Source organism: Pseudomonas capsici, assembly GCF_017165765.1.
Lineage (GTDB): Bacteria > Pseudomonadota > Gammaproteobacteria > Pseudomonadales > Pseudomonadaceae > Aquipseudomonas > Aquipseudomonas capsici.
Genome location: NZ_JAFGZD010000008.1, coordinates 179083 through 198664 on the forward strand (window position 1 = coordinate 179083; position 19582 = coordinate 198664).

Annotated in this window: 26 protein-coding genes; 1 reads left to right on the top strand and 25 read right to left on the bottom strand. The window is 55.1% G+C overall.

The window, feature by feature from the left end; translation table 11 throughout:
- Positions 1 to 49 precede the first annotated feature (49 nt).
- The 7 genes from tnpC to JSY17_RS13810 all read right to left on the bottom strand — a co-directional run bounded on the left by tnpC (position 50) and on the right by JSY17_RS13810 (position 5977).
- A complete protein-coding gene (tnpC, locus tag JSY17_RS13780; protein ID WP_206401966.1) occupies positions 50 to 1594 on the bottom strand; it encodes an IS66 family transposase in 1545 nt (514 codons plus the stop codon).
- Positions 1595 to 1612: 18 nt separating this feature from the next.
- Entirely contained in the window at positions 1613 to 1972 is a 360-nt protein-coding gene (gene tnpB / locus JSY17_RS13785) for an IS66 family insertion sequence element accessory protein TnpB (protein ID WP_232849451.1), read from the bottom strand.
- Between the two features lie 272 nt (positions 1973 to 2244).
- Positions 2245 to 2661 (bottom strand): hypothetical protein, encoded by a 417-nt coding sequence (locus tag JSY17_RS13790; protein ID WP_206401967.1) that lies wholly within the window; start codon positions 2659 to 2661, stop codon positions 2245 to 2247.
- Positions 2658 to 3230: a type VI secretion system amidase effector protein Tae4 gene (locus JSY17_RS13795; protein ID WP_206401968.1), complete on the bottom strand. Its 573-nt coding sequence runs from the start codon at positions 3228 to 3230 to the stop codon at positions 2658 to 2660. The genes JSY17_RS13790 and JSY17_RS13795 overlap by 4 nt, the downstream gene beginning before the upstream one ends.
- The gene (locus JSY17_RS13800) at positions 3230 to 3814 is read right to left on the bottom strand and encodes a PAAR domain-containing protein (RefSeq protein ID WP_206401969.1); all 585 of its coding nucleotides are present in this window, start codon (positions 3812 to 3814) and stop codon (positions 3230 to 3232) included. The genes JSY17_RS13795 and JSY17_RS13800 overlap by 1 nt, the downstream gene beginning before the upstream one ends.
- Positions 3815 to 4030: 216 nt before the next feature.
- Positions 4031 to 4573 carry a single-stranded DNA-binding protein gene (locus tag JSY17_RS13805; RefSeq protein ID WP_117163576.1) on the bottom strand — a complete coding sequence of 181 codons (543 nt, stop codon included), beginning with the start codon at positions 4571 to 4573 and terminating at the stop codon, positions 4031 to 4033.
- Positions 4574 to 4582: 9 nt separating this feature from the next.
- Positions 4583 to 5977, bottom strand: a complete 1395-nt coding sequence (locus JSY17_RS13810; RefSeq protein ID WP_206401971.1) for an MFS transporter — start codon at positions 5975 to 5977, stop codon at positions 4583 to 4585.
- Between the two features lie 140 nt (positions 5978 to 6117).
- Here JSY17_RS13810 and uvrA point away from each other — a divergent pair, with 140 nt between their 5' ends.
- On the top strand, positions 6118 to 8952 hold the full coding sequence (gene uvrA, locus JSY17_RS13815) for an excinuclease ABC subunit UvrA (protein WP_162880479.1): 2835 nt from the start codon (positions 6118 to 6120) through the stop codon (positions 8950 to 8952).
- Positions 8953 to 9036: 84 nt separating this feature from the next.
- Here uvrA and bfr read toward each other — a convergent pair whose 3' ends face one another.
- From bfr to rplX, 18 genes are all read right to left on the bottom strand, one after another.
- A complete protein-coding gene (bfr, locus tag JSY17_RS13820; RefSeq protein ID WP_095067807.1) occupies positions 9037 to 9501 on the bottom strand; it encodes a bacterioferritin in 465 nt (154 codons plus the stop codon).
- Between the two features lie 156 nt (positions 9502 to 9657).
- Positions 9658 to 11106, bottom strand: a complete 1449-nt coding sequence (locus JSY17_RS13825) for a catalase (protein WP_122371035.1) — start codon at positions 11104 to 11106, stop codon at positions 9658 to 9660.
- A gap of 165 nt (positions 11107 to 11271) precedes the next feature.
- Positions 11272 to 11658 (bottom strand): 50S ribosomal protein L17, encoded by a 387-nt coding sequence (rplQ, locus tag JSY17_RS13830; protein ID WP_025262043.1) that lies wholly within the window; start codon positions 11656 to 11658, stop codon positions 11272 to 11274.
- A 42-nt stretch (positions 11659 to 11700) separates the two neighbouring features.
- Positions 11701 to 12702, bottom strand: coding sequence for a DNA-directed RNA polymerase subunit alpha (locus JSY17_RS13835; protein WP_025262044.1), 1002 nt, complete (start codon positions 12700 to 12702; stop codon positions 11701 to 11703).
- 22 nt (positions 12703 to 12724) lie between these two features.
- Positions 12725 to 13345, bottom strand: a complete 621-nt coding sequence (rpsD, locus tag JSY17_RS13840) for a 30S ribosomal protein S4 (protein ID WP_117163580.1) — start codon at positions 13343 to 13345, stop codon at positions 12725 to 12727.
- A gap of 18 nt (positions 13346 to 13363) precedes the next feature.
- Positions 13364 to 13753 carry a 30S ribosomal protein S11 gene (gene rpsK / locus JSY17_RS13845; protein WP_002555466.1) on the bottom strand — a complete coding sequence of 130 codons (390 nt, stop codon included), beginning with the start codon at positions 13751 to 13753 and terminating at the stop codon, positions 13364 to 13366.
- A gap of 30 nt (positions 13754 to 13783) precedes the next feature.
- The gene (gene rpsM / locus JSY17_RS13850) at positions 13784 to 14140 is read right to left on the bottom strand and encodes a 30S ribosomal protein S13 (RefSeq protein ID WP_004883692.1); all 357 of its coding nucleotides are present in this window, start codon (positions 14138 to 14140) and stop codon (positions 13784 to 13786) included.
- Between the two features lie 130 nt (positions 14141 to 14270).
- Positions 14271 to 14387, bottom strand: a complete 117-nt coding sequence (gene rpmJ, locus JSY17_RS13855) for a 50S ribosomal protein L36 (RefSeq protein WP_002555468.1) — start codon at positions 14385 to 14387, stop codon at positions 14271 to 14273.
- A gap of 28 nt (positions 14388 to 14415) precedes the next feature.
- Positions 14416 to 15750, bottom strand: coding sequence for a preprotein translocase subunit SecY (gene secY, locus JSY17_RS13860; protein WP_117163581.1), 1335 nt, complete (start codon positions 15748 to 15750; stop codon positions 14416 to 14418).
- Positions 15751 to 16185, bottom strand: a complete 435-nt coding sequence (rplO, locus tag JSY17_RS13865) for a 50S ribosomal protein L15 (RefSeq protein WP_007924183.1) — start codon at positions 16183 to 16185, stop codon at positions 15751 to 15753. It abuts the gene before it with no gap.
- Between the two features lie 3 nt (positions 16186 to 16188).
- Positions 16189 to 16365 (bottom strand): 50S ribosomal protein L30, encoded by a 177-nt coding sequence (gene rpmD / locus JSY17_RS13870; protein ID WP_009397493.1) that lies wholly within the window; start codon positions 16363 to 16365, stop codon positions 16189 to 16191.
- 2 nt (positions 16366 to 16367) lie between these two features.
- Positions 16368 to 16868, bottom strand: a complete 501-nt coding sequence (gene rpsE, locus JSY17_RS13875) for a 30S ribosomal protein S5 (RefSeq protein ID WP_024687031.1) — start codon at positions 16866 to 16868, stop codon at positions 16368 to 16370.
- Positions 16869 to 16871: 3 nt separating this feature from the next.
- Positions 16872 to 17222 (bottom strand): 50S ribosomal protein L18, encoded by a 351-nt coding sequence (rplR, locus tag JSY17_RS13880; RefSeq protein ID WP_002555473.1) that lies wholly within the window; start codon positions 17220 to 17222, stop codon positions 16872 to 16874.
- 10 nt (positions 17223 to 17232) lie between these two features.
- Positions 17233 to 17766, bottom strand: a complete 534-nt coding sequence (gene rplF / locus JSY17_RS13885; protein ID WP_117163582.1) for a 50S ribosomal protein L6 — start codon at positions 17764 to 17766, stop codon at positions 17233 to 17235.
- 12 nt (positions 17767 to 17778) lie between these two features.
- Positions 17779 to 18171: a 30S ribosomal protein S8 gene (gene rpsH / locus JSY17_RS13890; RefSeq protein ID WP_025262048.1), complete on the bottom strand. Its 393-nt coding sequence runs from the start codon at positions 18169 to 18171 to the stop codon at positions 17779 to 17781.
- Between the two features lie 213 nt (positions 18172 to 18384).
- Positions 18385 to 18690 (bottom strand): 30S ribosomal protein S14, encoded by a 306-nt coding sequence (gene rpsN, locus JSY17_RS13895; RefSeq protein WP_025262049.1) that lies wholly within the window; start codon positions 18688 to 18690, stop codon positions 18385 to 18387.
- 13 nt (positions 18691 to 18703) lie between these two features.
- On the bottom strand, positions 18704 to 19243 hold the full coding sequence (gene rplE, locus JSY17_RS13900; RefSeq protein WP_002555477.1) for a 50S ribosomal protein L5: 540 nt from the start codon (positions 19241 to 19243) through the stop codon (positions 18704 to 18706).
- A 20-nt stretch (positions 19244 to 19263) separates the two neighbouring features.
- Complete coding sequence (gene rplX / locus JSY17_RS13905) at positions 19264 to 19578, bottom strand: 50S ribosomal protein L24 (protein ID WP_002555478.1); 315 nt, start codon at positions 19576 to 19578, stop codon at positions 19264 to 19266.
- Positions 19579 to 19582: the final 4 nt, after the last annotated feature.

The window sequence follows — 19582 nt, forward strand, 5'->3', positions numbered from 1 at the left end:
GATCGTATGCGATCCATAAACCCCACCTACCAACAGCGGGTTAACTGGTTTACCGTGGCATCTCTGGCGAGCAGTTCCATGGCAGCAAGGCTTCGTAGTCTTCAACCGACGAAGCGTGCGGCAGCTTCTCCAGTACGTGGCGTAGCCACGTATAGGGCTCTTGGCCGTTGATCTTGGCGGTATCGACCAAGCTGTAGATTTTCGCGCTGGCGCTCGCACCATTGACGGTATCGCTGAACAGCCAGGCTTTTCGCCCAATAACAAACGGCTTGATCGCTCTTTCGGCTGCATTGTTGTCGATGGGCAAGTAACCTGCTTCGACGTAGCGCTCCAGCCGGCTCCAGTTATTCGCCAGATAATGCACGGCCTTGCCCAACGCACTTTGGGCTGTCACCTGCGACTGGGTTTTATCCAGCCAGCTTTTCAGTTGCGCCAGGATCGGCAGGCTCTTTTCCTGACGACCTGTAAACCGCTGTTCATCGCTGACGTCCTTGAGCTCGCGTTCGATGCCGTACAGCTTGTTGATCATCGTCAGCGCGACATCAGCCCGTCCGGTTTTACCCTTGGGCTGTACTTTTTGCGCGTCCACGAATTTGCGTCGTGCATGGGCCATACACGCCAGGCGCTCCACGCCCGGCTGCAACGCCAACGCGTTGTAACCGGCGTAATCGTCGGTCATGACATAGCCACGATAACTTTCCAGCAGGCGCAACGGCACGTCCTGCGCACGGCTGGAGGTGTAATCAAACAACACGACTTTGCGATCCGGCGGGCCGCTGGCTTGCACCCACATCCAGGATTGACTGGTCGGGTCTCGATCCGGCTCTTTCAGTACCTGCACGCGAGTTTCATCACAGTGGATCACCGGACTTTCCAGTAATCGATCACGCATCAAGTTAAGCAACGGCTGGAAGTGGTCGCTGCACTGGATTACCCAGCGTGCCAAGATCTGTCGCGGGATATCGATGCCATGGCGGCTGAGTACCGTTTCAAACCGATACAGCGGTAAACCGTCGACATACTTGGTCGTCAGCAGCATGGCCAGAACACTGGGGCTGGCCATGCTTTTTTCGATCAACTGGGCGGGCTTGTCGGCGGTGACCGGCGCCGCTTCACAGCCACGGCAACCGTACACCTTGCGGATATGTTTGATGACCCGGATCTGCATCGGCACGATATCCAACTGCTCGCTGGTGTCTTCCCCGATGGCATGCTTGCGGCAACCGCACACACAGGTCAGTTCGTGTTCGGGCAGTTCGTGGATGACTTCGATACGCGGCAGATCAGCCGACAACGGCTTGCGTTTGCCACGGCGTGCTGTCGGCTTAACGACTTCTTCATCAGCGTCACCCACTAACGACATGGGTTCGCTTTCAGGCTCGTTGAACAACGCCAGTTGCGGCGTATTGGGCTCAACGCTCTGCTCGGACTTGCGTCCAAACAGGCGGTCGCGCAACAGCTTGATCTGTTCTTTCAGATCGACGATGTGGGTCTGATAGGCCTGGGCCGACTCCTCCTGGCGATTGAGGGCCTCAAGCAGCAGTTGCTTGAGCAAGACAGGATCATCAGGAAGGTCATCGGGCAGAGAAATCATGGCCCGGATTATACCGGGTCATGCCACGTAGCGCGGTGTCAAAACCTGATGAGGACGATTGCGCCATAGGTCAAAACCGTCGAGCAGCCAGTTCAGTTCCTGGACGCTGAGGATGATCGCCTCGTCCGTGACCTCGGGCGATGTTTTAAAGCGCTCGGATTCGAGGCGTTTGAGCCAAAGGCAAAAGCCGTTGCGCTCCCAATACAAAATTTTCACTCGGTTTCGGGATTTGTTGAGAAAGACAAACAGCACCGGATCGAATACCGCCACTTTTATATCCAGTTCGACCAGAGCGGCCAGGCCGTCTATGGATTTTCGGAAGTCCACAGGCTTGGGGTAGAGATAGACTTTTTCGACTTTGGCGTCGGGTCGCATCATGGCGGGGCTGGCTCCAGAAAGAGATCGGGAGCACAGCATCAGACATCAGCTTTGCGCTTTGAATGTGGGGTTTGTGGAGCGCTTACTCTTCTTTGGCTATGTTGCCAAGCTCCTCGGAGACGCTTGGCCGGCGTCATCCACCTCGACGCCACTGCAGGTGCCGGGGTCGGCAACGACCAGTCGGTGAGATGTGAGCCGGGGGTAATGGGAGGCTGATAGGTCCACATCAAAAAATACTGAGCGATAATTCAGCTTCTCCCCCAAGATGGCAACTATTTTTGAATGTACTTATCCTGAGACTTAATAAACGCATCAAACTCTTTAGAGTTATAAACTTTCAGACATGCATAGAACACCATTTTTTTCTTGCTGTACTTACTTCCTGCGGAAACCTTATCATAGGCTGAAAAAACATAGTCCATCGTTGCTTTATACGGATTATGCAAGGTTTCCAGGGTATCTTCATTCTGGAGGACCGTGTGCATACCGCCCCCCATAAACCCATAAGCACCGATAGCAAGCTTGATATCGGACTTTATATCAGACTCGTCTGAAAACTGCTTGACTATACAATTAGAAAGCCCGTAATCCTTCAAAGACTGTCTGGCTGCAGCCACATCAATAGCACCATAGGCAGCATTTCCAAAACCCGCGGCAAGAAAAAACAAAGTCCTTGCAAACCACTTCATCCTTTTAACTCCCAGTAGTTGGTCCTTACAAGTGACCCTGTAGAGTCTATCCAATCCTCACTGTCCAGGCGATGATAGTCAGAACCGTCGCCAGTGACTTCACCATTCCAAAGAACCACATGTCCTCTTGCATCACTCCAACCGGTAACTTCAACGACGATTAATCCTTTCTTCCCGGTCATCAAGGCATCTTCCCCTCGGGCCATGACCAAATCAGGCTTTCCCCAGTTATATTCCAGAAAGTCGATCATATCATTGACCCTTAAAATATAGGCGAGCCCATCACTGCCACGCACCCTGTAAATACTTTTATTCTTGATGATGGTGCCTCGTGGAACCTTGTAGCCGCCATAATTGAAAGCTCTACTCATCCTGAGCGCACAGGCGTTCGCATAGTCATCGGGCATTTGGTTGCGTAGCTCGGCCGCTTCTCCACCAACCAGATCATAAACATCTCCAGATTTCATGAAGCCTACTTCAGCATAGGCGGCCCACAAATCACTATAACGAGGTCTGTTAACCTTGACTGTCGTAGAAACTTCACCCGCACTTACTGTCAGATTAGTCATTACACATCTCCTTCCATGTCGATACGATCATCCATAAGCATACCCGTAATTACAGCAACGCCACCCTCTCCTACCACAGCCGAAAAATCACGTTCTACGTCACCTCCGAGTTTAACATCAACAACCTCACCATTCTTATAACCAGACGTTTCCACATGCACATTCAAGTCCACATAAAATCGAGACACATCGGCAAGGGGCTCATAACTACTGCCATATGAAAAATAAATTTCTTTTATTGATTTTACTTTTACTACAGCTGAATCAATAGGTAAAAAACTGGCATTAGTGTGCTCAGCGCCACCATAAACAGTTGACTGGCCAGAGATCACAGTATTGGATTCAGGCGGACAACCACAGGCAACATAATCACCTTCCAACGCAACCGGACCTGCCGGCAAAATAATGGTTCTTGGTCCTACAGCAACAATCGGCCCCTTGCCTACACTGCATGCGGGACAACTAGCTATGTGCCCGACTGATGATGTATTGACCGTGCTATCAATATTGATACCCACGTTGCCTTCTAGTACTACCCCACCCGTAGATGTCGGAGCTCCAACTCCAATCATTTTACGTCCCATGCAAGCGTCCTTTCTTGAGTCGAATAACTACGACTTCGATCTTACGCATCTGTCGCATGAAACCACGTGGAGACCACGCCTAAAAATGTATCAACTCGTAACCTTTACTACACGAAACAACCGGACAAACCACGATACTTTTTGACAGGCCAGAAACGCGAAACCCCCGCGATGCGGGGGTTTCAGGCCTGAACTTATGAAAGTCCATGTAGCTTGTCAGAACGGAATATCATCATCAAAGCTGTCGAAATCGGCAGCCGGCTGTGGTGCTTGCTGCTGCGGAGCCGGACGGGATTCGCGTTGTGGCTGCGAATACGACTGCTGAGGCGGAGCCGATTGCTGGCGCGACTGTTGTGGACGTGGTGCGGAGTTGCCGTAGCTGCCACCGCCCTGCCCTTGTTGCGAGTCGCCTTGTGGACGGCCGCCCAGCAGTTGCATGGTGCCTTGCATGTCGACGACGATTTCGGTGGTGTAGCGCTTGATGCCGTCTTTTTCCCACTCACGGGTCTGCAGCTTGCCTTCGATGTAGACTTGGGAACCCTTGCGCAGGTATTCGCCAGCGATCTCGGCAACCTTGCCGAACATCGAAACACGGTGCCATTCGGTCTTTTCGACTTTCTGGCCGGTCTGCTTGTCAGTCCATTGTTCGCTGGTTGCCAGACTCAGGTTGGTCACGGCGTTACCGTTAGGCAAGTAGCGAACTTCGGGATCCTGGCCGCATGTACCGACCAATATGACTTTGTTAACCCCACGGGCCATAACGTTCTCCTAGGCTTCGCACGTTTCCGGTGCCGGGTTGACCAGCTTTTCCAGAGACGCACGATCCAATAATTTTGTATCGAGTTTGATATAGATGGCTGCCTCTTCGGCAACCACGACTGCATCCGTCACGCCTGTTACGGACATTAAACGCTCTGCCAGTCCTGCTTCACGCTGGGCCTCGGCCGACAACGGCAGGCGCAGGCTCGTCACGTAAGGCGGTTCACGCATGGTAACAGCAAAGGCCAACCAAATGGCGGCCATGGCAGCACCGCCGAGGAACACAACATCCAGCCCGCCGTGCTGGAAAAGCCAACCGCCGAGTATCCCTCCGGCAGCCGAGCCCAGGAACTGACTGGTGGAATAAACCCCCATGGCAGTGCCTTTACCACCTGCCGGCGAGACTTTACTGATCAACGATGGCAATGACGCTTCCAGCAGATTGAACGCTGTGAAGAACACCACAGTGCCGATCACCAGCGCCCGCAACGTGTCGCCGAATGCCCAGAAGAATAGCTCAGAGAGCATCAGAACTGTGACCGCGCCGAGCAGCACGCGCTTCATCTGACGCTTTTTTTCTCCGTAAATGATGAACGGAATCATCGCGAAGAAAGAGATCAGCAACGCCGTGAGGTAGACCCACCAGTGCTGTTCCTTGGGCAGACCGGCTTTTTCCACCAGCGCCAGCGGTAATGCCACGAAACTGGACATCAGCATCGCGTGCAACACGAAGATACCCAAATCCAGACGCAGCAGATCCGGGTGGCGCAGGGTGGCTCCCAGAGCCTGTTTTGCCACGCCCGACTCACGGTGCAGTAACGGACCATTGGCCTTCGGTACGACGAACGCAACGATCAGCACTCCCAGCAGCGCCATGCCGCCCGTCGCCAGGAACAGCCCGGACAGGCCGAACGCGCCGGTCAGCAAAGGCCCCACCACCATTGCGATAGCGAACGACAGACCAATGGTCATGCCGATCATGGCCATGGCCTTGGTGCGATGCTGCTCGCGTGTCAGGTCTGACAACAAAGCCATGACCGCCGCGGATATGGCGCCAGCACCTTGCAGGATTCGTCCGATGATAATGCCCCAGATCGAGTCGGCATTGGCGGCCACCAGACTGCCGACCGCAAAGACGATCAAGCCCAGGTAAATCACCGGTCGCCGTCCGATCCGGTCGGAAATGACCCCGAACGGAATCTGCAGCACGGCCTGGGTCAGCCCGTAGGCGCCGATGGCCAGGCCGATAAGGGCCGGACTCGCGCCCGCCAGGTCCATGCCGTAAGTCGCCAGGACCGGCAGAACCATGAACATGCCAAGCATTCGGAAAGCGAACACCAGAGCCAGACCGCCTGCTGCGCGTGTCTCACCGCTACTCATCCGTTCGCTATAGGGATCGTGCATGGAAAAACCTCGTGTGAACCGGCGGCGATTCTACCAGTCCCATCGAGGTACAGCACATATACGAGATATACGCGACGCTTTGCCGCGTAATGGCATGCAGCCGTATACTCCGATGTTTATGCCCGCCAAGCGAGGCCGCAGTGGACAAGATCCTGATACGTGGGGCACGAACCCACAACCTGAAAAACATAGACCTGACCCTTCCGCGCGACAAACTGATCGTTATTACCGGCCTGTCCGGCTCCGGCAAGTCATCGCTGGCATTCGATACGCTGTATGCCGAAGGCCAGCGTCGTTATGTCGAATCTCTTTCAGCCTACGCCCGCCAGTTTCTTTCGATGATGGAAAAACCGGACGTGGACACGATCGAAGGCCTGTCGCCTGCAATTTCCATCGAGCAGAAATCCACTTCTCATAACCCGCGCTCGACCGTCGGCACCATTACCGAGATCTACGACTACCTGCGCCTGTTGTATGCGCGGGTTGGCCAACCGCGCTGCCCGGATCACGATATTCCGCTGGAAGCTCAGACGGTCAGCCAGATGGTCGATCTGGTGCTGGCGCAACCCGAAGGCAGCAAATTGATGCTGCTGGCTCCGGTGATTCGTGAGCGCAAGGGCGAGCATCTTTCGGTATTCGAGGAACTGCGTGCTCAGGGCTTCGTCCGGGCTCGGGTCAACGGCAAGCTGTTCGAACTCGACGAACTGCCCAAGCTGGACAAGCAGAAGAAACACTCCATCGATGTGGTGGTGGATCGTTTCAAGGTACGCCCGGATCTGCAACAGCGTCTGGCCGAGTCGTTCGAGACCGCACTGAAACTGGCCGACGGTATCGCGCTGGTTGCGCCGATGGACGATGAGCCAGGCGAAGAGATCATCTTCTCCGCGCGCTTTGCCTGCCCGATCTGCGGCCATGCCATCAGTGAGCTGGAACCCAAGCTGTTCTCCTTCAACAACCCGGCTGGCGCATGCCCGACTTGTGACGGTCTGGGCGTGAAGCAGTTCTTCGATGTGAAGCGCCTGGTCAATGCCGAACTGACCCTGGCAGAAGGCGCGATACGCGGCTGGGACCGACGCAACGTCTATTACTTCCAGATGCTGGGTTCGCTGGCCAAGCACTACGATTTCAGTCTGGAAGTGCCGTTCAAGGAACTGACAGCAGAAACGCAGAAAATCCTGCTCAACGGCAGCGGCACCCAGAATGTCGACTTCCGCTATCTCAATGATCGCGGCGATATCGTCAAACGTGCGCATCCCTTTGAAGGCATCGTGCCAAACCTTGAGCGCCGTTACCGGGAAACCGAGTCGGCAACGGTGCGTGAAGAACTGGCCAAGTTCCTCGGCACTCAGCCTTGCCCGGACTGCCGCGGCACTCGCCTGCGTCGCGAGGCGCGTCATGTGTGGGTCGGCGAGAAAACCCTGCCAGCGGTCACCAACCTGCCGATTGGCGATGCCACCGATTATTTCAGCGGCCTGAAGCTGACCGGACGTCGTGGCGAAATTGCCGACAAGATTCTCAAGGAAATCCGCGAACGCCTGCAGTTCCTGGTCAACGTCGGCCTCGACTATCTGACCCTGGATCGCAGCGCCGACACGCTCTCCGGCGGCGAAGCACAGCGTATCCGGCTGGCGAGCCAGATCGGTGCCGGTCTGGTGGGTGTGATGTACATCCTCGATGAGCCATCGATCGGTCTGCATCAGCGCGATAACGATCGTTTGCTGGGCACGCTCAAACACCTGCGCGATATCGGCAATACCGTGATCGTGGTCGAGCATGATGAAGACGCTATCCGCCTGGCAGACTATGTCGTGGACATCGGCCCGGGCGCAGGCGTGCATGGCGGTAATATCGTCGCCGAAGGTACGCCTGACGAGGTGATGGGGCATCCTGACTCACTGACCGGCAAATACCTGTCAGGCCGGGTCAAGATCGAGGTGCCCGCCAAGCGCACCCCGCGCAACAAGAAGCTGTCGCTCACGCTCAAGGGCGCACGCGGCAATAACCTGCGCAATGTGAATCTGGAGATTCCGATTGGCCTGCTGACCTGCGTGACCGGTGTTTCCGGTTCGGGCAAGTCGACGCTGATCAACAACACCCTGTTCCCGCTCAGCGCCACAGCGCTCAATGGCGCGACGACGCTGGAAGCCGCAACGCACGACAGCATCAATGGCCTGCAGCATCTGGACAAGGTCGTGGATATCGATCAGAGCCCCATTGGCCGCACTCCTCGCTCGAACCCGGCGACCTACACCGGCCTGTTCACGCCGATTCGCGAACTGTTTGCCGGCGTGCCGGAATCGCGCTCACGCGGGTATGGCCCGGGGCGCTTCTCGTTCAACGTCAAGGGCGGTCGTTGCGAGGCCTGCCAGGGTGACGGCCTGATCAAGGTCGAGATGCACTTCCTGCCGGACATTTATGTCCCCTGCGATGTGTGCAAGAGCAAGCGCTACAACCGCGAAACCCTTGAGATCAAATACAAGGGCAAGAGCATCCATGAAGTGCTGGAAATGACCATCGAGGAAGCTCGTGAGTTCTTCGACGCTGTTCCGGCTCTGGCTCGCAAGCTCCAGACCTTGATGGATGTAGGGCTTTCCTACATCAAGCTGGGACAGTCAGCCACAACCCTGTCGGGCGGTGAGGCACAGCGGGTCAAACTGTCTCGCGAGCTTTCCAAGCGTGATACAGGCAAGACACTCTATATCCTCGACGAACCCACCACCGGCCTGCACTTTGCCGATATCCAGCAACTGCTCGATGTCTTGCATCGCCTGCGCGATCACGGCAACACCGTGGTCGTGATCGAGCACAACCTGGACGTCATCAAGACAGCCGACTGGCTCGTGGATCTCGGCCCGGAAGGTGGTTCAAGGGGTGGTCAGATTATCGCCACCGGCACGCCAGAAGAGGTGGCTGAGATGGAACAGTCCTATACCGGCCACTATCTCAAGCCTCTGTTGATCAGGGACCGCGCTTGAGTCGGTGATTTACGTAGGAACTGCAAAATGAAAAAGCCCCTGCCACGTGAGTGTGCAGGGGCTTTTTCTATGCGGGCTGTGGAATCAGAACTGCGACTGCAGGTAGTTTTCCAGACCGATAGCCTTGATCAGACCCATCTGCTGTTCCAGCCAGTAGGTGTGATCTTCTTCGGTGTCAGCCAGTTGCAGACGCAGGATGTCGCGGCTGATGTAATCCTTGTGCAGTTCGCACAGCTCGATGCCCTTGCACAGAGCAGCGCGCACCTTGTATTCGAGACGCAGATCGTTGGCGAGCATTTCAGGCACGGTGGTACCGATTTCCAGATCGTCCGGACGCATGCGAGGCGTGCCTTCGAGCATCAGGATACGACGGATCAGCGCATCGGCGTGTTGCGCTTCTTCTTCCATTTCATGATTGATGCGTTCGTAGAGCTTGGCGAAACCCCAGTCTTCGTACATGCGCGAATGGATGAAATATTGGTCACGAGCAGCCAATTCGCCAGTGAGCAACGTGTTCAGATAATCGATTACTTCTGGATGGCCTTGCATCGCACCAGATCTCCCTGCTGTAAAGGCCATAGTTTGAACCAAGCTGACTGTCAGGTCACTTCCAAAAACGCAATATTCCGATAAAAAGCGGCGAAAAACGGCCTATAAGAAGCGAAAAACCGCCCAAATGAGGGCGGTTCTGTTTCTCACTTCGAGTTAGCCCAGTTTGACACCCAGGGCTTTGGCAATACCTTCGCCATAAGCCGGGTCGGCTTTGAAGAAGTACTGCAACTGACGCTGAACCACATCGCTGGAAACACCCTGCATCGCACCGGCAATATTGTCGATCAGCAACGCTTTCTGATCGGCATCCATGAGGTTGAACAGTTTGCCGGCCTGACTGTAGTAATCGCTGTCTTCACGATGATCGTGACGATCGGCAGCACCACTCAACGACAGAGCCGGCTCGGCATACTGAGGCGCCTGCTTGGGCGCATCGGCGTAGCTGTTTGGCTCGTAGTTCGGAGCCGCACCGCCGTTACTGCCAAACGCCATGGCACCGTCACGCTGATAGCTGTTTACAGGGCTTTTGGCAGCATTGATCGGCAAGTGCTGGTGGTTGGTGCCTACACGGTAGCGGTGAGCATCGGCGTAAGCGAACACACGCCCCTGAAGCATGCGATCAGGCGACAGCCCTACGCCCGGCACCATGTTGCTCGGGCCAAAAGCAGCCTGCTCGACTTCAGCGAAGTAGTTGAGCGGGTTGCGGTTGAGTTCCAGTTCACCGACTTCGATCAGCGGGAACTCTTTCTGCGACCAGGTCTTGGTCACGTCGAAGGGGTTCTCGTGATGATTGGCAGCCTGGGCTTCAGTCATTAACTGGATGCACACCTGCCATTTCGGGAAATCACCACGCTCGATGGCTGTGAACAGATCGCGCTGCGCGTAATCCGGGTCAGTACCTGCCAGGCGCGCTGCGTCAGCCGGTGTCAGGTTCTTGATGCCTTGCCTGGACTTGTAGTGCCACTTGACCCAATGACGCTCGCCCGCAGCGCTGATCAGGCTGTAGGTGTGGCTACCAAAGCCATGCATGTGACGGTAGCCATCAGGAATACCCCGATCCGAGAACAGGATGGTGATCTGGTGCAGAGCCTCGGGCGAGTACGACCAGAAGTCCCACATCGCTTGTGCACTTTTCAGGTTGCTTTGCGGCAGACGCTTTTGGGTGTGGATGAAGTCCGGGAATTTCAGTGGATCACGGATGAAGAACACCGGCGTGTTGTTACCCACGATGTCCCAGTTACCTTCCTCGGTGTAAAACTTCACAGCGAAACCACGAGGGTCGCGCTCGGTATCAGCCGAACCGCGCTCACCGCCTACGGTTGAAAAGCGCAGGAAGATAGGGGTCTGCTTGCCTACGGACTCAAACAGCTTGGCGCTGGAGTATTGTGTGATATCGCGAGTAACGGTGAACGTACCGTGCGCACCCGATCCCTTGGCGTGTACACGACGCTCGGGAATGTTCTCGCGGTTGAAGTGAGCAAGTTTCTCGATCAGGTGAAAGTCGTCCAGCAGCAACGGGCCACGTGGACCGGCGGAACGAGAGTTCTGGTTATCTGCGACAGGCGCACCGCTTGCAGTGGTAAGCGTTTTAGTCTGGCTCATTGAATTCTTCCTCAGTCTTACAAGCTGGCTAATGGTCTGGGGAGGATTATTTGTCAGAACTGAAACACTCTCAAATTTATTAAATCATGCAAGCTGATAGCTTTTACGAATTTCAGAAAACAAAAAACCGGGCACAAGGCCCGGTTCTTTGTTCAGACTGACGTCTTATTCAGCAGCTTCTACAACACCACCGACAGGACGATCAACCAGCTCGACGTACGCCATTGGCGCGTTGTCGCCAGCGCGGAAACCGCACTTGAGGATACGCAGGTAGCCACCCTGACGGGTTGCATAGCGCTTGCCCAGATCGTTGAACAGCTTACCAACGATTTCTTTCGAACGAGTACGGTCGAAAGCCAAACGACGGTTAGCAACGCTGTCTACCTTGGCCAGAGTGATCAGCGGCTCGGCAACGCGGCGCAGTTCCTTGGCTTTTGGCAGGGTAGTTTTGATCAGCTCGTGCTCGAACAGCGACACCGCCATGTTCTGGAACATGGCCTTGCGGTGAGAGCTGGTACGGCTCAGGTGACGTCCACTTTTACGATGACGCATGGTTCATTCCTTACCAAACACAACGTTCGGTGATTACGACGATCAGGCAGTCGCCTTGTCGTCCTTCTTAAGACTTGCAGGCGGCCAGTTGTCGAGGCGCATGCCGAGGGAAAGACCACGAGAAGCCAGGACATCCTTGATCTCGGTCAAGGATTTCTTGCCCAGGTTCGGAGTCTTCAACAGTTCTACTTCGGTACGCTGAATCAGGTCGCCGATGTAGTAAATGTTCTCCGCCTTAAGGCAGTTGGCCGAACGCACGGTCAGTTCCAAATCGTCAACCGGACGGAGGAGGATCGGATCGATCTCATCTTCCTGTTCGATTACCACTGGTTCACTGTCACCTTTGAGGTCGACGAACGCAGCCAACTGCTGTTGCAGAATGGTTGCAGCACGACGGATAGCCTCTTCAGGATCCAGAGTACCGTTGGTTTCCATATCAATAACCAGCTTGTCCAGGTTGGTACGCTGCTCGACACGGGCGTTTTGCACCTCGTAGGCGATGCGACGTACTGGGCTGAACGAAGAGTCAAGCTGCAAGCGACCAATGCTGCGGCTTTCGTCTTCATCGCTCTGACGCGAGTCTGCCGGTTCATAACCACGGCCACGAGCTACAACGAGCTTCATGTTCAAGGCGCCGTTAGACGCCAGGTTGGCGATTACGTGATCGGGATTAACGATCTCGACATCATGATCCAGCTGAATATCGGCAGCGGTAACCACCCCCGAACCCTTCTTCGACAAGGTCAGCGTAACTTCGTCTCGACCGTGCAGCTTGATAGCCAGACCTTTAAGGTTCAACAGGATTTCAATGACGTCTTCCTGTACACCTTCGATGGCGCTGTACTCGTGGAGTACACCGTCAATCTCGGCCTCGACTACTGCACAGCCGGGCATGGAGGACAACAGAATGCGGCGAAGCGCGTTGCCCAGGGTATGGCCAAAACCACGCTCGAGAGGCTCGAGAGTAATCTTGGCGCGGGTTGGACTGACAACCTGCACATCAATATGGCGGGGTGTCAGGAACTCATTTACCGAAATCTGCATGGATGCACCTATTTTCTAGCCCTTACTTGGAGTAGAGCTCGACAATCAGGCTTTCGTTGATGTCGGCGGATAGATCACTGCGAGCTGGAACGCTTTTGAAAACGCCCGATTTCTTCGCGGTGTCTACGTCTACCCATTCTACGCGGCCACGTTGGGCACACAGTTCGAGAGCCTGGACAATACGCAGTTGGTTTTGCGCCTTTTCACGGACTGCAACGACGTCGCCGGCACGTACCTGGTAGGAAGGAACGTTAACGGTTTTACCGTTGACGCTGATCGACTTGTGCGAAACCAGTTGACGGGATTCAGCACGAGTCGAGCCAAAGCCCATACGGTATACAACGTTGTCCAGACGGCACTCGAGCAGTTGCAGCAGGTTTTCACCGGTTGCACCTTTCTTGCCAGCTGCTTCTTTGTAGTAACCGCTGAACTGACGCTCGAGAACGCCGTAGATACGACGGACTTTTTGCTTTTCACGCAGCTGGGTACCGTAATCGGACTGACGACCGCGGCGCTGACCGTGGATGCCTGGAGCTGCTTCGATGTTGCACTTGGATTCGATAGCGCGAACGCCGCTCTTCAGAAAGAGATCGGTGCCTTCACGACGAGCAAGTTTGCATTTTGGACCAATGTAACGAGCCATTTCTTACAGTCTCCTGGATTACACGCGGCGCTTCTTCGGCGGACGGCACCCGTTGTGCGGGATTGGCGTCACGTCGGTGATGCTGGCGATCTTATAGCCGCAGCCGTTCAATGCACGGACAGCGGATTCACGACCTGGGCCTGGACCCTTGACATTGACGTCGAGGTTCTTCAGACCGTACTCCAGCGCAGCTTGACCAGCACGCTCTGCAGCTACCTGAGCAGCGAACGGGGTGGACTTGCGGGAACCACGGAAACCCGAACCGCCGGAGGTAGCCCAGGAAAGAGCGTTACCTTGACGATCGGTAATGGTGACGATTGTGTTGTTAAACGACGCGTGGATGTGGGCGATGCCATCAACCACTGTCTTTTTAACTTTTTTACGAGGACGAGCAGCAGGTTTTGCCATGACTAAATTCCTGTCGATACGCTGGAGCGATTACTTGCGGATCGGCTTACGCGGACCTTTGCGAGTACGCGCGTTGGTCTTGGTACGCTGACCGCGTACTGGCAGACCACGACGATGACGCAGACCGCGGTAGCAGCCCAGGTCCATCAAGCGCTTGATTTTCATGTTGATTTCGCGACGCAGGTCACCTTCAGTGGTGAACTTCGCCACTTCGCCACGCAGCTGTTCAATCTGCTCGTCGCTCAGATCTTTGATCTTTGCCGCTGGGTTAACCCCAGTGGTTGCACAGATTTTCTGTGCAGTTGTGCGACCAACACCATAGATGTAGGTCAGCGAGATAACAGTATGCTTGTTATCTGGAATGTTAACGCCTGCAATACGGGCCATTCAGTGGGACTCCAATTGACAGCTACCTACGCCCCGGAAGCCAAGAAATAGGGCGCGAGATAATATCGCTGTAGGAACAAATAATCAACCCAGCAGCGCACTAGCTGCTGGGCTTAAGCACAAATCACAATCAGCCTTGGCGCTGCTTATGACGTGGTTCCGCGCTGCAAATTACTCGAACAACACCTTCGCGGCGAATAATCTTGCAGTTACGGCACAGCTTTTTCACCGATGCACGAACTTTCATCACCAACTCCTCGAACCTTATGAGTACCTCAGCGCAGCATTCCGCCGCCGCTGCCGTAACCCTTCAGGTTGGCTTTCTTCATCAGGGATTCATACTGGTGCGAAACGAGGTGAGATTGCACTTGCGACATAAAGTCCATCACAACCACGACCACGATCAGCAACGAGGTCCCGCCAAGGTAGAACGGTACGTTTGCCGCAACCACCAGGAACTGGGGGAGCAGACACACGGCCGTCATATAAAGAGCACCGAACATGGTCAAGCGGGTCAGAACGCCATCAATATAGCGTGCCGACTGCTCACCTGGACGGATGCCCGGAATAAAGGCACCGGACTTCTTCAGGTTTTCCGCTACGTCTTTCGGATTGAACATCAACGCCGTATAGAAGAAGCAGAAGAAAATAATCCCTGCACTAAACAGCAGAATATTCAACGGCTGACCAGGAGCGATCGACTGCGAGATGTCCTGCAACCAGCCCATACCTTCAGACTGACCGAACCAGGACCCCAACGAAGCCGGGAACAGCAAGATGCTGCTCGCGAAAATGGCAGGAATAACACCAGCCATGTTCACTTTCAGCGGCAGGTGGCTGGTCTGCGCAGCGAAGACCTTGCGGCCCTGCTGACGCTTGGCGTAGTGAACAGCAATACGACGCTGACCACGCTCAATGAACACCACGAAACCGATGATCGCTACTGCCAGCAAACCGATAGCAACCAGGGCGAAGATATTGATATCACCCGTGCGTGCAGACTCGAAAGACTGCCCGATCGCTCTCGGAAGACCGGCGACGATACCTGCGAAAATCAACATCGAGATACCGTTGCCAACACCGCGCTCGGTAATCTGCTCGCCCAGCCACATCATGAACATCGCACCAGCCACGAAGGTGGTGACAGCCACGAAGTGGAAGCCGAAATCTGCAGAGAAAGCAACGCCCTGACTGGCCAGGCCAACGGACATGCCGATAGCTTGAACCAATGCCAGGACGACGGTGCCGTAGCGGGTGTACTGGCTGATCTTGCGACGGCCAGCTTCACCTTCCTTCTTCAACTGCTCCAGCTGCGGGCTGACGGCTGTCATCAGCTGCATGATGATCGATGCCGAGATGTACGGCATGATCCCCAGTGCAAAGATGCTCATCCGCTCCAGCGCGCCGCCGGAAAACATGTTGAACAAGCTAAGAATGGTCCCCTCATTCTGTCGAAACAGGTCTGCGAGTCGATCAGGGTTGATACCTGGAACCGGGATGTGTGCGCCTATTCGGTAGACGATAATCGCCAGGAACAGAAAACGCAGACGAGCCCAGAGTTCAGACATACCGCCTTTGCCGAGCGCAGAGAGAGCACCTTGCTTAGCCATTTATTCCTCGAACTTGCCGCCAGCTGCTTCGATAGCCGCACGCGCACCTTTGGTGGCTGCGATACCTTTGATGGTGACAGCGCGAGTAACTTCGCCGGACAGCATGATTTTCACACGCTGTACGTTCTGGTTAATCACGTTGGCATCCTTCAGGGACTGCACAGTTACGATGTCGCCTTCCACTTTAGCCAGCTCGGACAGACGCACTTCTGCGCGATCCATGGCCTTCAGGGAAACGAAACCGAATTTTGGCAGACGACGATGCAACGGCTGTTGGCCGCCTTCAAAGCCCGGAGCGATAGTGCCACCGGAGCGGGAGGTCTGACCTTTGTGACCGCGGCCACCAGTCTTGCCCAAACCACTACCGATACCACGGCCCGGACGATGCTTTTCGCGACGGGAACCCGGCGCTGGACTCAGATCATTGAGTTTCATCGATTAACCCTCGACTCGCAGCATGTAGTAAGCCTTGTTGATCATCCCGCGATTCTCGGGAGTATCCTGGACTTCTACAGTGTGACCGATGCGACGCAGACCCAGACCCTTAACGCACAGTTTGTGGTTAGGGAGACGGCCGGCGGTGCTTTTGATCAGCGTTACTTTAACGGTAGCCATGATCAGATGATCTCCTCAACACGCTTGCCACGCTTGGCAGCAATGGACTCAGGAGACTGCATGCCTTTCAGACCCTTGAAAGTGGCGTGAACCACGTTTACCGGGTTAGTAGAGCCGTAGCACTTGGCCAATACGTTCTGGACACCAGCAACTTCCAGCACTGCGCGCATAGCGCCGCCAGCGATGATACCGGTACCTTCAGAAGCAGGCTGCATGTACACCTTCGAAGCGCCGTGGGCAGACTTCATTGCGTACTGCAGGGTAGTGCCGTTCAGATCGACTTGGATCATGTTGCGGCGAGCAGCTTCCATCGCTTTCTGGATTGCGGCAGGCACTTCACGTGACTTGCCACGGCCGAAGCCAACACGTCCTTTACCATCACCCACTACGGTCAACGCAGTGAAAGTGAAGATACGGCCGCCTTTTACGGTTTTGGCCACGCGGTTAACTTGAACCAGCTTCTCGATGTAGCCTTCGTCGCGTTTTTGGTCGTTATTTGCCATAACTTAGAACTCCAGCCCGCCTTCACGAGCAGCATCAGCCAGCGCTTTGACACGGCCGTGGTACTTGAAGCCAGAACGGTCGAAAGCCACTTGCGATACGCCAGCGGCTTTTGCACGCTCGGCGACCAGCTTGCCAACCTTAGTGGCCGCGTCGATGTTGCCAGTGGCACCATCACGCAGTTCTTTGTCCAAAGTCGAGGCGCTTGCCAGGACTTTGCTGCCGTCGGCCGAAATGACCTGGGCATAAATGTGCTGCGAAGAGCGGTGCACGCAGAGACGCACGACTTCTAGTTCGTGCATTTTCAGGCGTGCTTTGCGAGCGCGACGCAGTCGGGTAACTTTTTTGACGGTCATTTGCTATGCCCTACTTCTTCTTGGCTTCTTTACGGCGGACGACTTCGTCTGCGTAACGCACACCTTTGCCTTTGTACGGCTCAGGACGGCGGAAGTCGCGGATCTCAGCGGCCACTTGACCAACCAACTGCTTGTCGATACCACGAATGAAGATATCGGTTTGGTTGGGGGTCTCAGCGGTAATGCCATTAGGCAATTCGTAATCCACCGGGTGCGAGAAGCCAAGTGCCAGGTTCAGGACCGAGCCTTTTGCTTGCGCCTTGTAACCAACACCGACCAGCTGGAGCTTGCGCTCGAAGCCTTGGCTTACGCCCTGGACCATGTTGTTAACCAGTGCACGAGTTGTGCCTGCCATTGCGCGAGTCTGTTGATCGCCATTGCGAGCAGAGAAACGCAGCTCACCAGCTTCTTCAACAATTTCAACGGACGAATGGACGTTCAGTTCCAGAGTGCCCTTGGCACCCTTCACCGAAAGCTGCTGGCCAACGAATTTGACTTCGACACCGGCTGGCAACTTAACGGGGTTCTTAGCTACGCGTGACATGCTTATCCCCCCTTAGAACACAGTGCAAAGCACTTCGCCACCGACACCGGCAGCGCGCGCAGCACGATCAGTCATCACACCTTTGTTGGTGGAGACGATAGACACACCAAGACCGCCACGAACTTTTGGCAGATCATCGGAGGACTTGTACTGACGCAAGCCTGGGCGGCTGACGCGCTTCACTTCTTCGATGACTGGACGGCCTTCGAAGTACTTCAGCTCGATGGACAGCAGTGGCTTGATTTCGCTGCTGATCTGATAACCCGCAATGTAACCCTCGTCTTTCAGGACTTTGGCTACAGCAACCTTCAACGTGGAAGATGGCATGCTTACGACGGGCTTTTCAGCCATCTGGGCATTACGGATACGAGTTAGCATGTCCGCTAACGGGTCCTGCATACTCATGGGCTAGACGCTCCTAAAACAAAATAATTAGCCTTGCGGCTACAGCTTGTCGCCGAGATTTTCCGGGCAAGTAAAAACACGGGCTCAGGCGAGCCGGCAATTCTAGACCTACGCCAGAAACGAATCAAGCCCCAAAAGGGGCTTGATTCAATTTCCCGGCTTACCTGCCATCGATTTCTTGCGAAGCCGACGACAGGTAGCGAGAGGTACGTCTTACCAGCTGGCTTTAACCAGACCTGGTACGTCGCCACGCATTGCTGCTTCACGCAGCTTGTTACGGCCCAGGCCGAACTTGCGATAGACGCCGTGTGGACGACCGGTGATGCGGCAACGGTTACGCATGCGCGAAGCGCTTGCGTCACGTGGTTGCTTCTGCAGAGCTACGGTAGCTTCCCAACGCGCTTCTGGACTTGCGTTCAGATCAACGATGATTGCTTTGAGCGCTGCACGCTTTACTGCGAACTTGGCAACAGTGAGCTGACGCTTCAGCTCACGGTTTTTCATGCTCTTCTTGGCCATTTTCCTACTCCAATCAGTTGCGGAACGGGAATTTGAAAGCACGCAGCAGTGCGCGGCCTTCGTCATCGTTCTTGGCAGTGGTGGTCAGGGTAATGTCCAGACCGCGGAGAGCATCGATCTTGTCGTAGTCGATTTCCGGGAAGATGATCTGCTCTTTTACGCCCATGCTGTAGTTGCCACGACCATCGAAGGACTTGGCATTCAGGCCGCGGAAGTCGCGAACCCGAGGCAGGGAGATCGACAGCAGACGATCCAGGAACTCGTACATACGATCGCGGCGCAGAGTTACTTTGACGCCGATCGGCCAACCTTCACGGACTTTAAAGCCAGCGATGGATTTCCGAGCGTAAGTCACAACAACTTTTTGACCGGTGATCTTTTCCAGGTCGGCAACAGCGTGCTCGATGACTTTCTTGTCGCCGATCGCTTCGCCCAGACCCATGTTCAGGGTGATTTTGGTAACGCGCGGAACTTCCATCACGTTCGACAGCTTAAGTTCTTCCTTAAGCTTCGGAGCGATTTCCTTCCGGTAAATCTCTTTCAGTCGTGCCATGGTCTTCTACCTAGCAGTGTTCAAGCATCAACCGCTTTTTGGGTCGACTTGAAGACACGAATTTTTTTGCCGTCTTCAACTTTGAAACCAACGCGGTCAGCCTTGTTGGTTGCGCCGTTGAAAATGGCGACGTTGGAAGCGTGCAATGGCGCTTCTTTCTCGACGATACCGCCCTGTACGCCCGACATCGGGTTAGGCTTGGTATGACGCTTCACCAGGTTGATCCCACCAACGACCAGACGGTCGTCAGCGAGAACCTTGAGCACCTTACCGCGCTTACCTTTGTCTTTGCCGGCGATCACGATGATCTCGTCGTCACGACGAATCTTTTGCATGTCG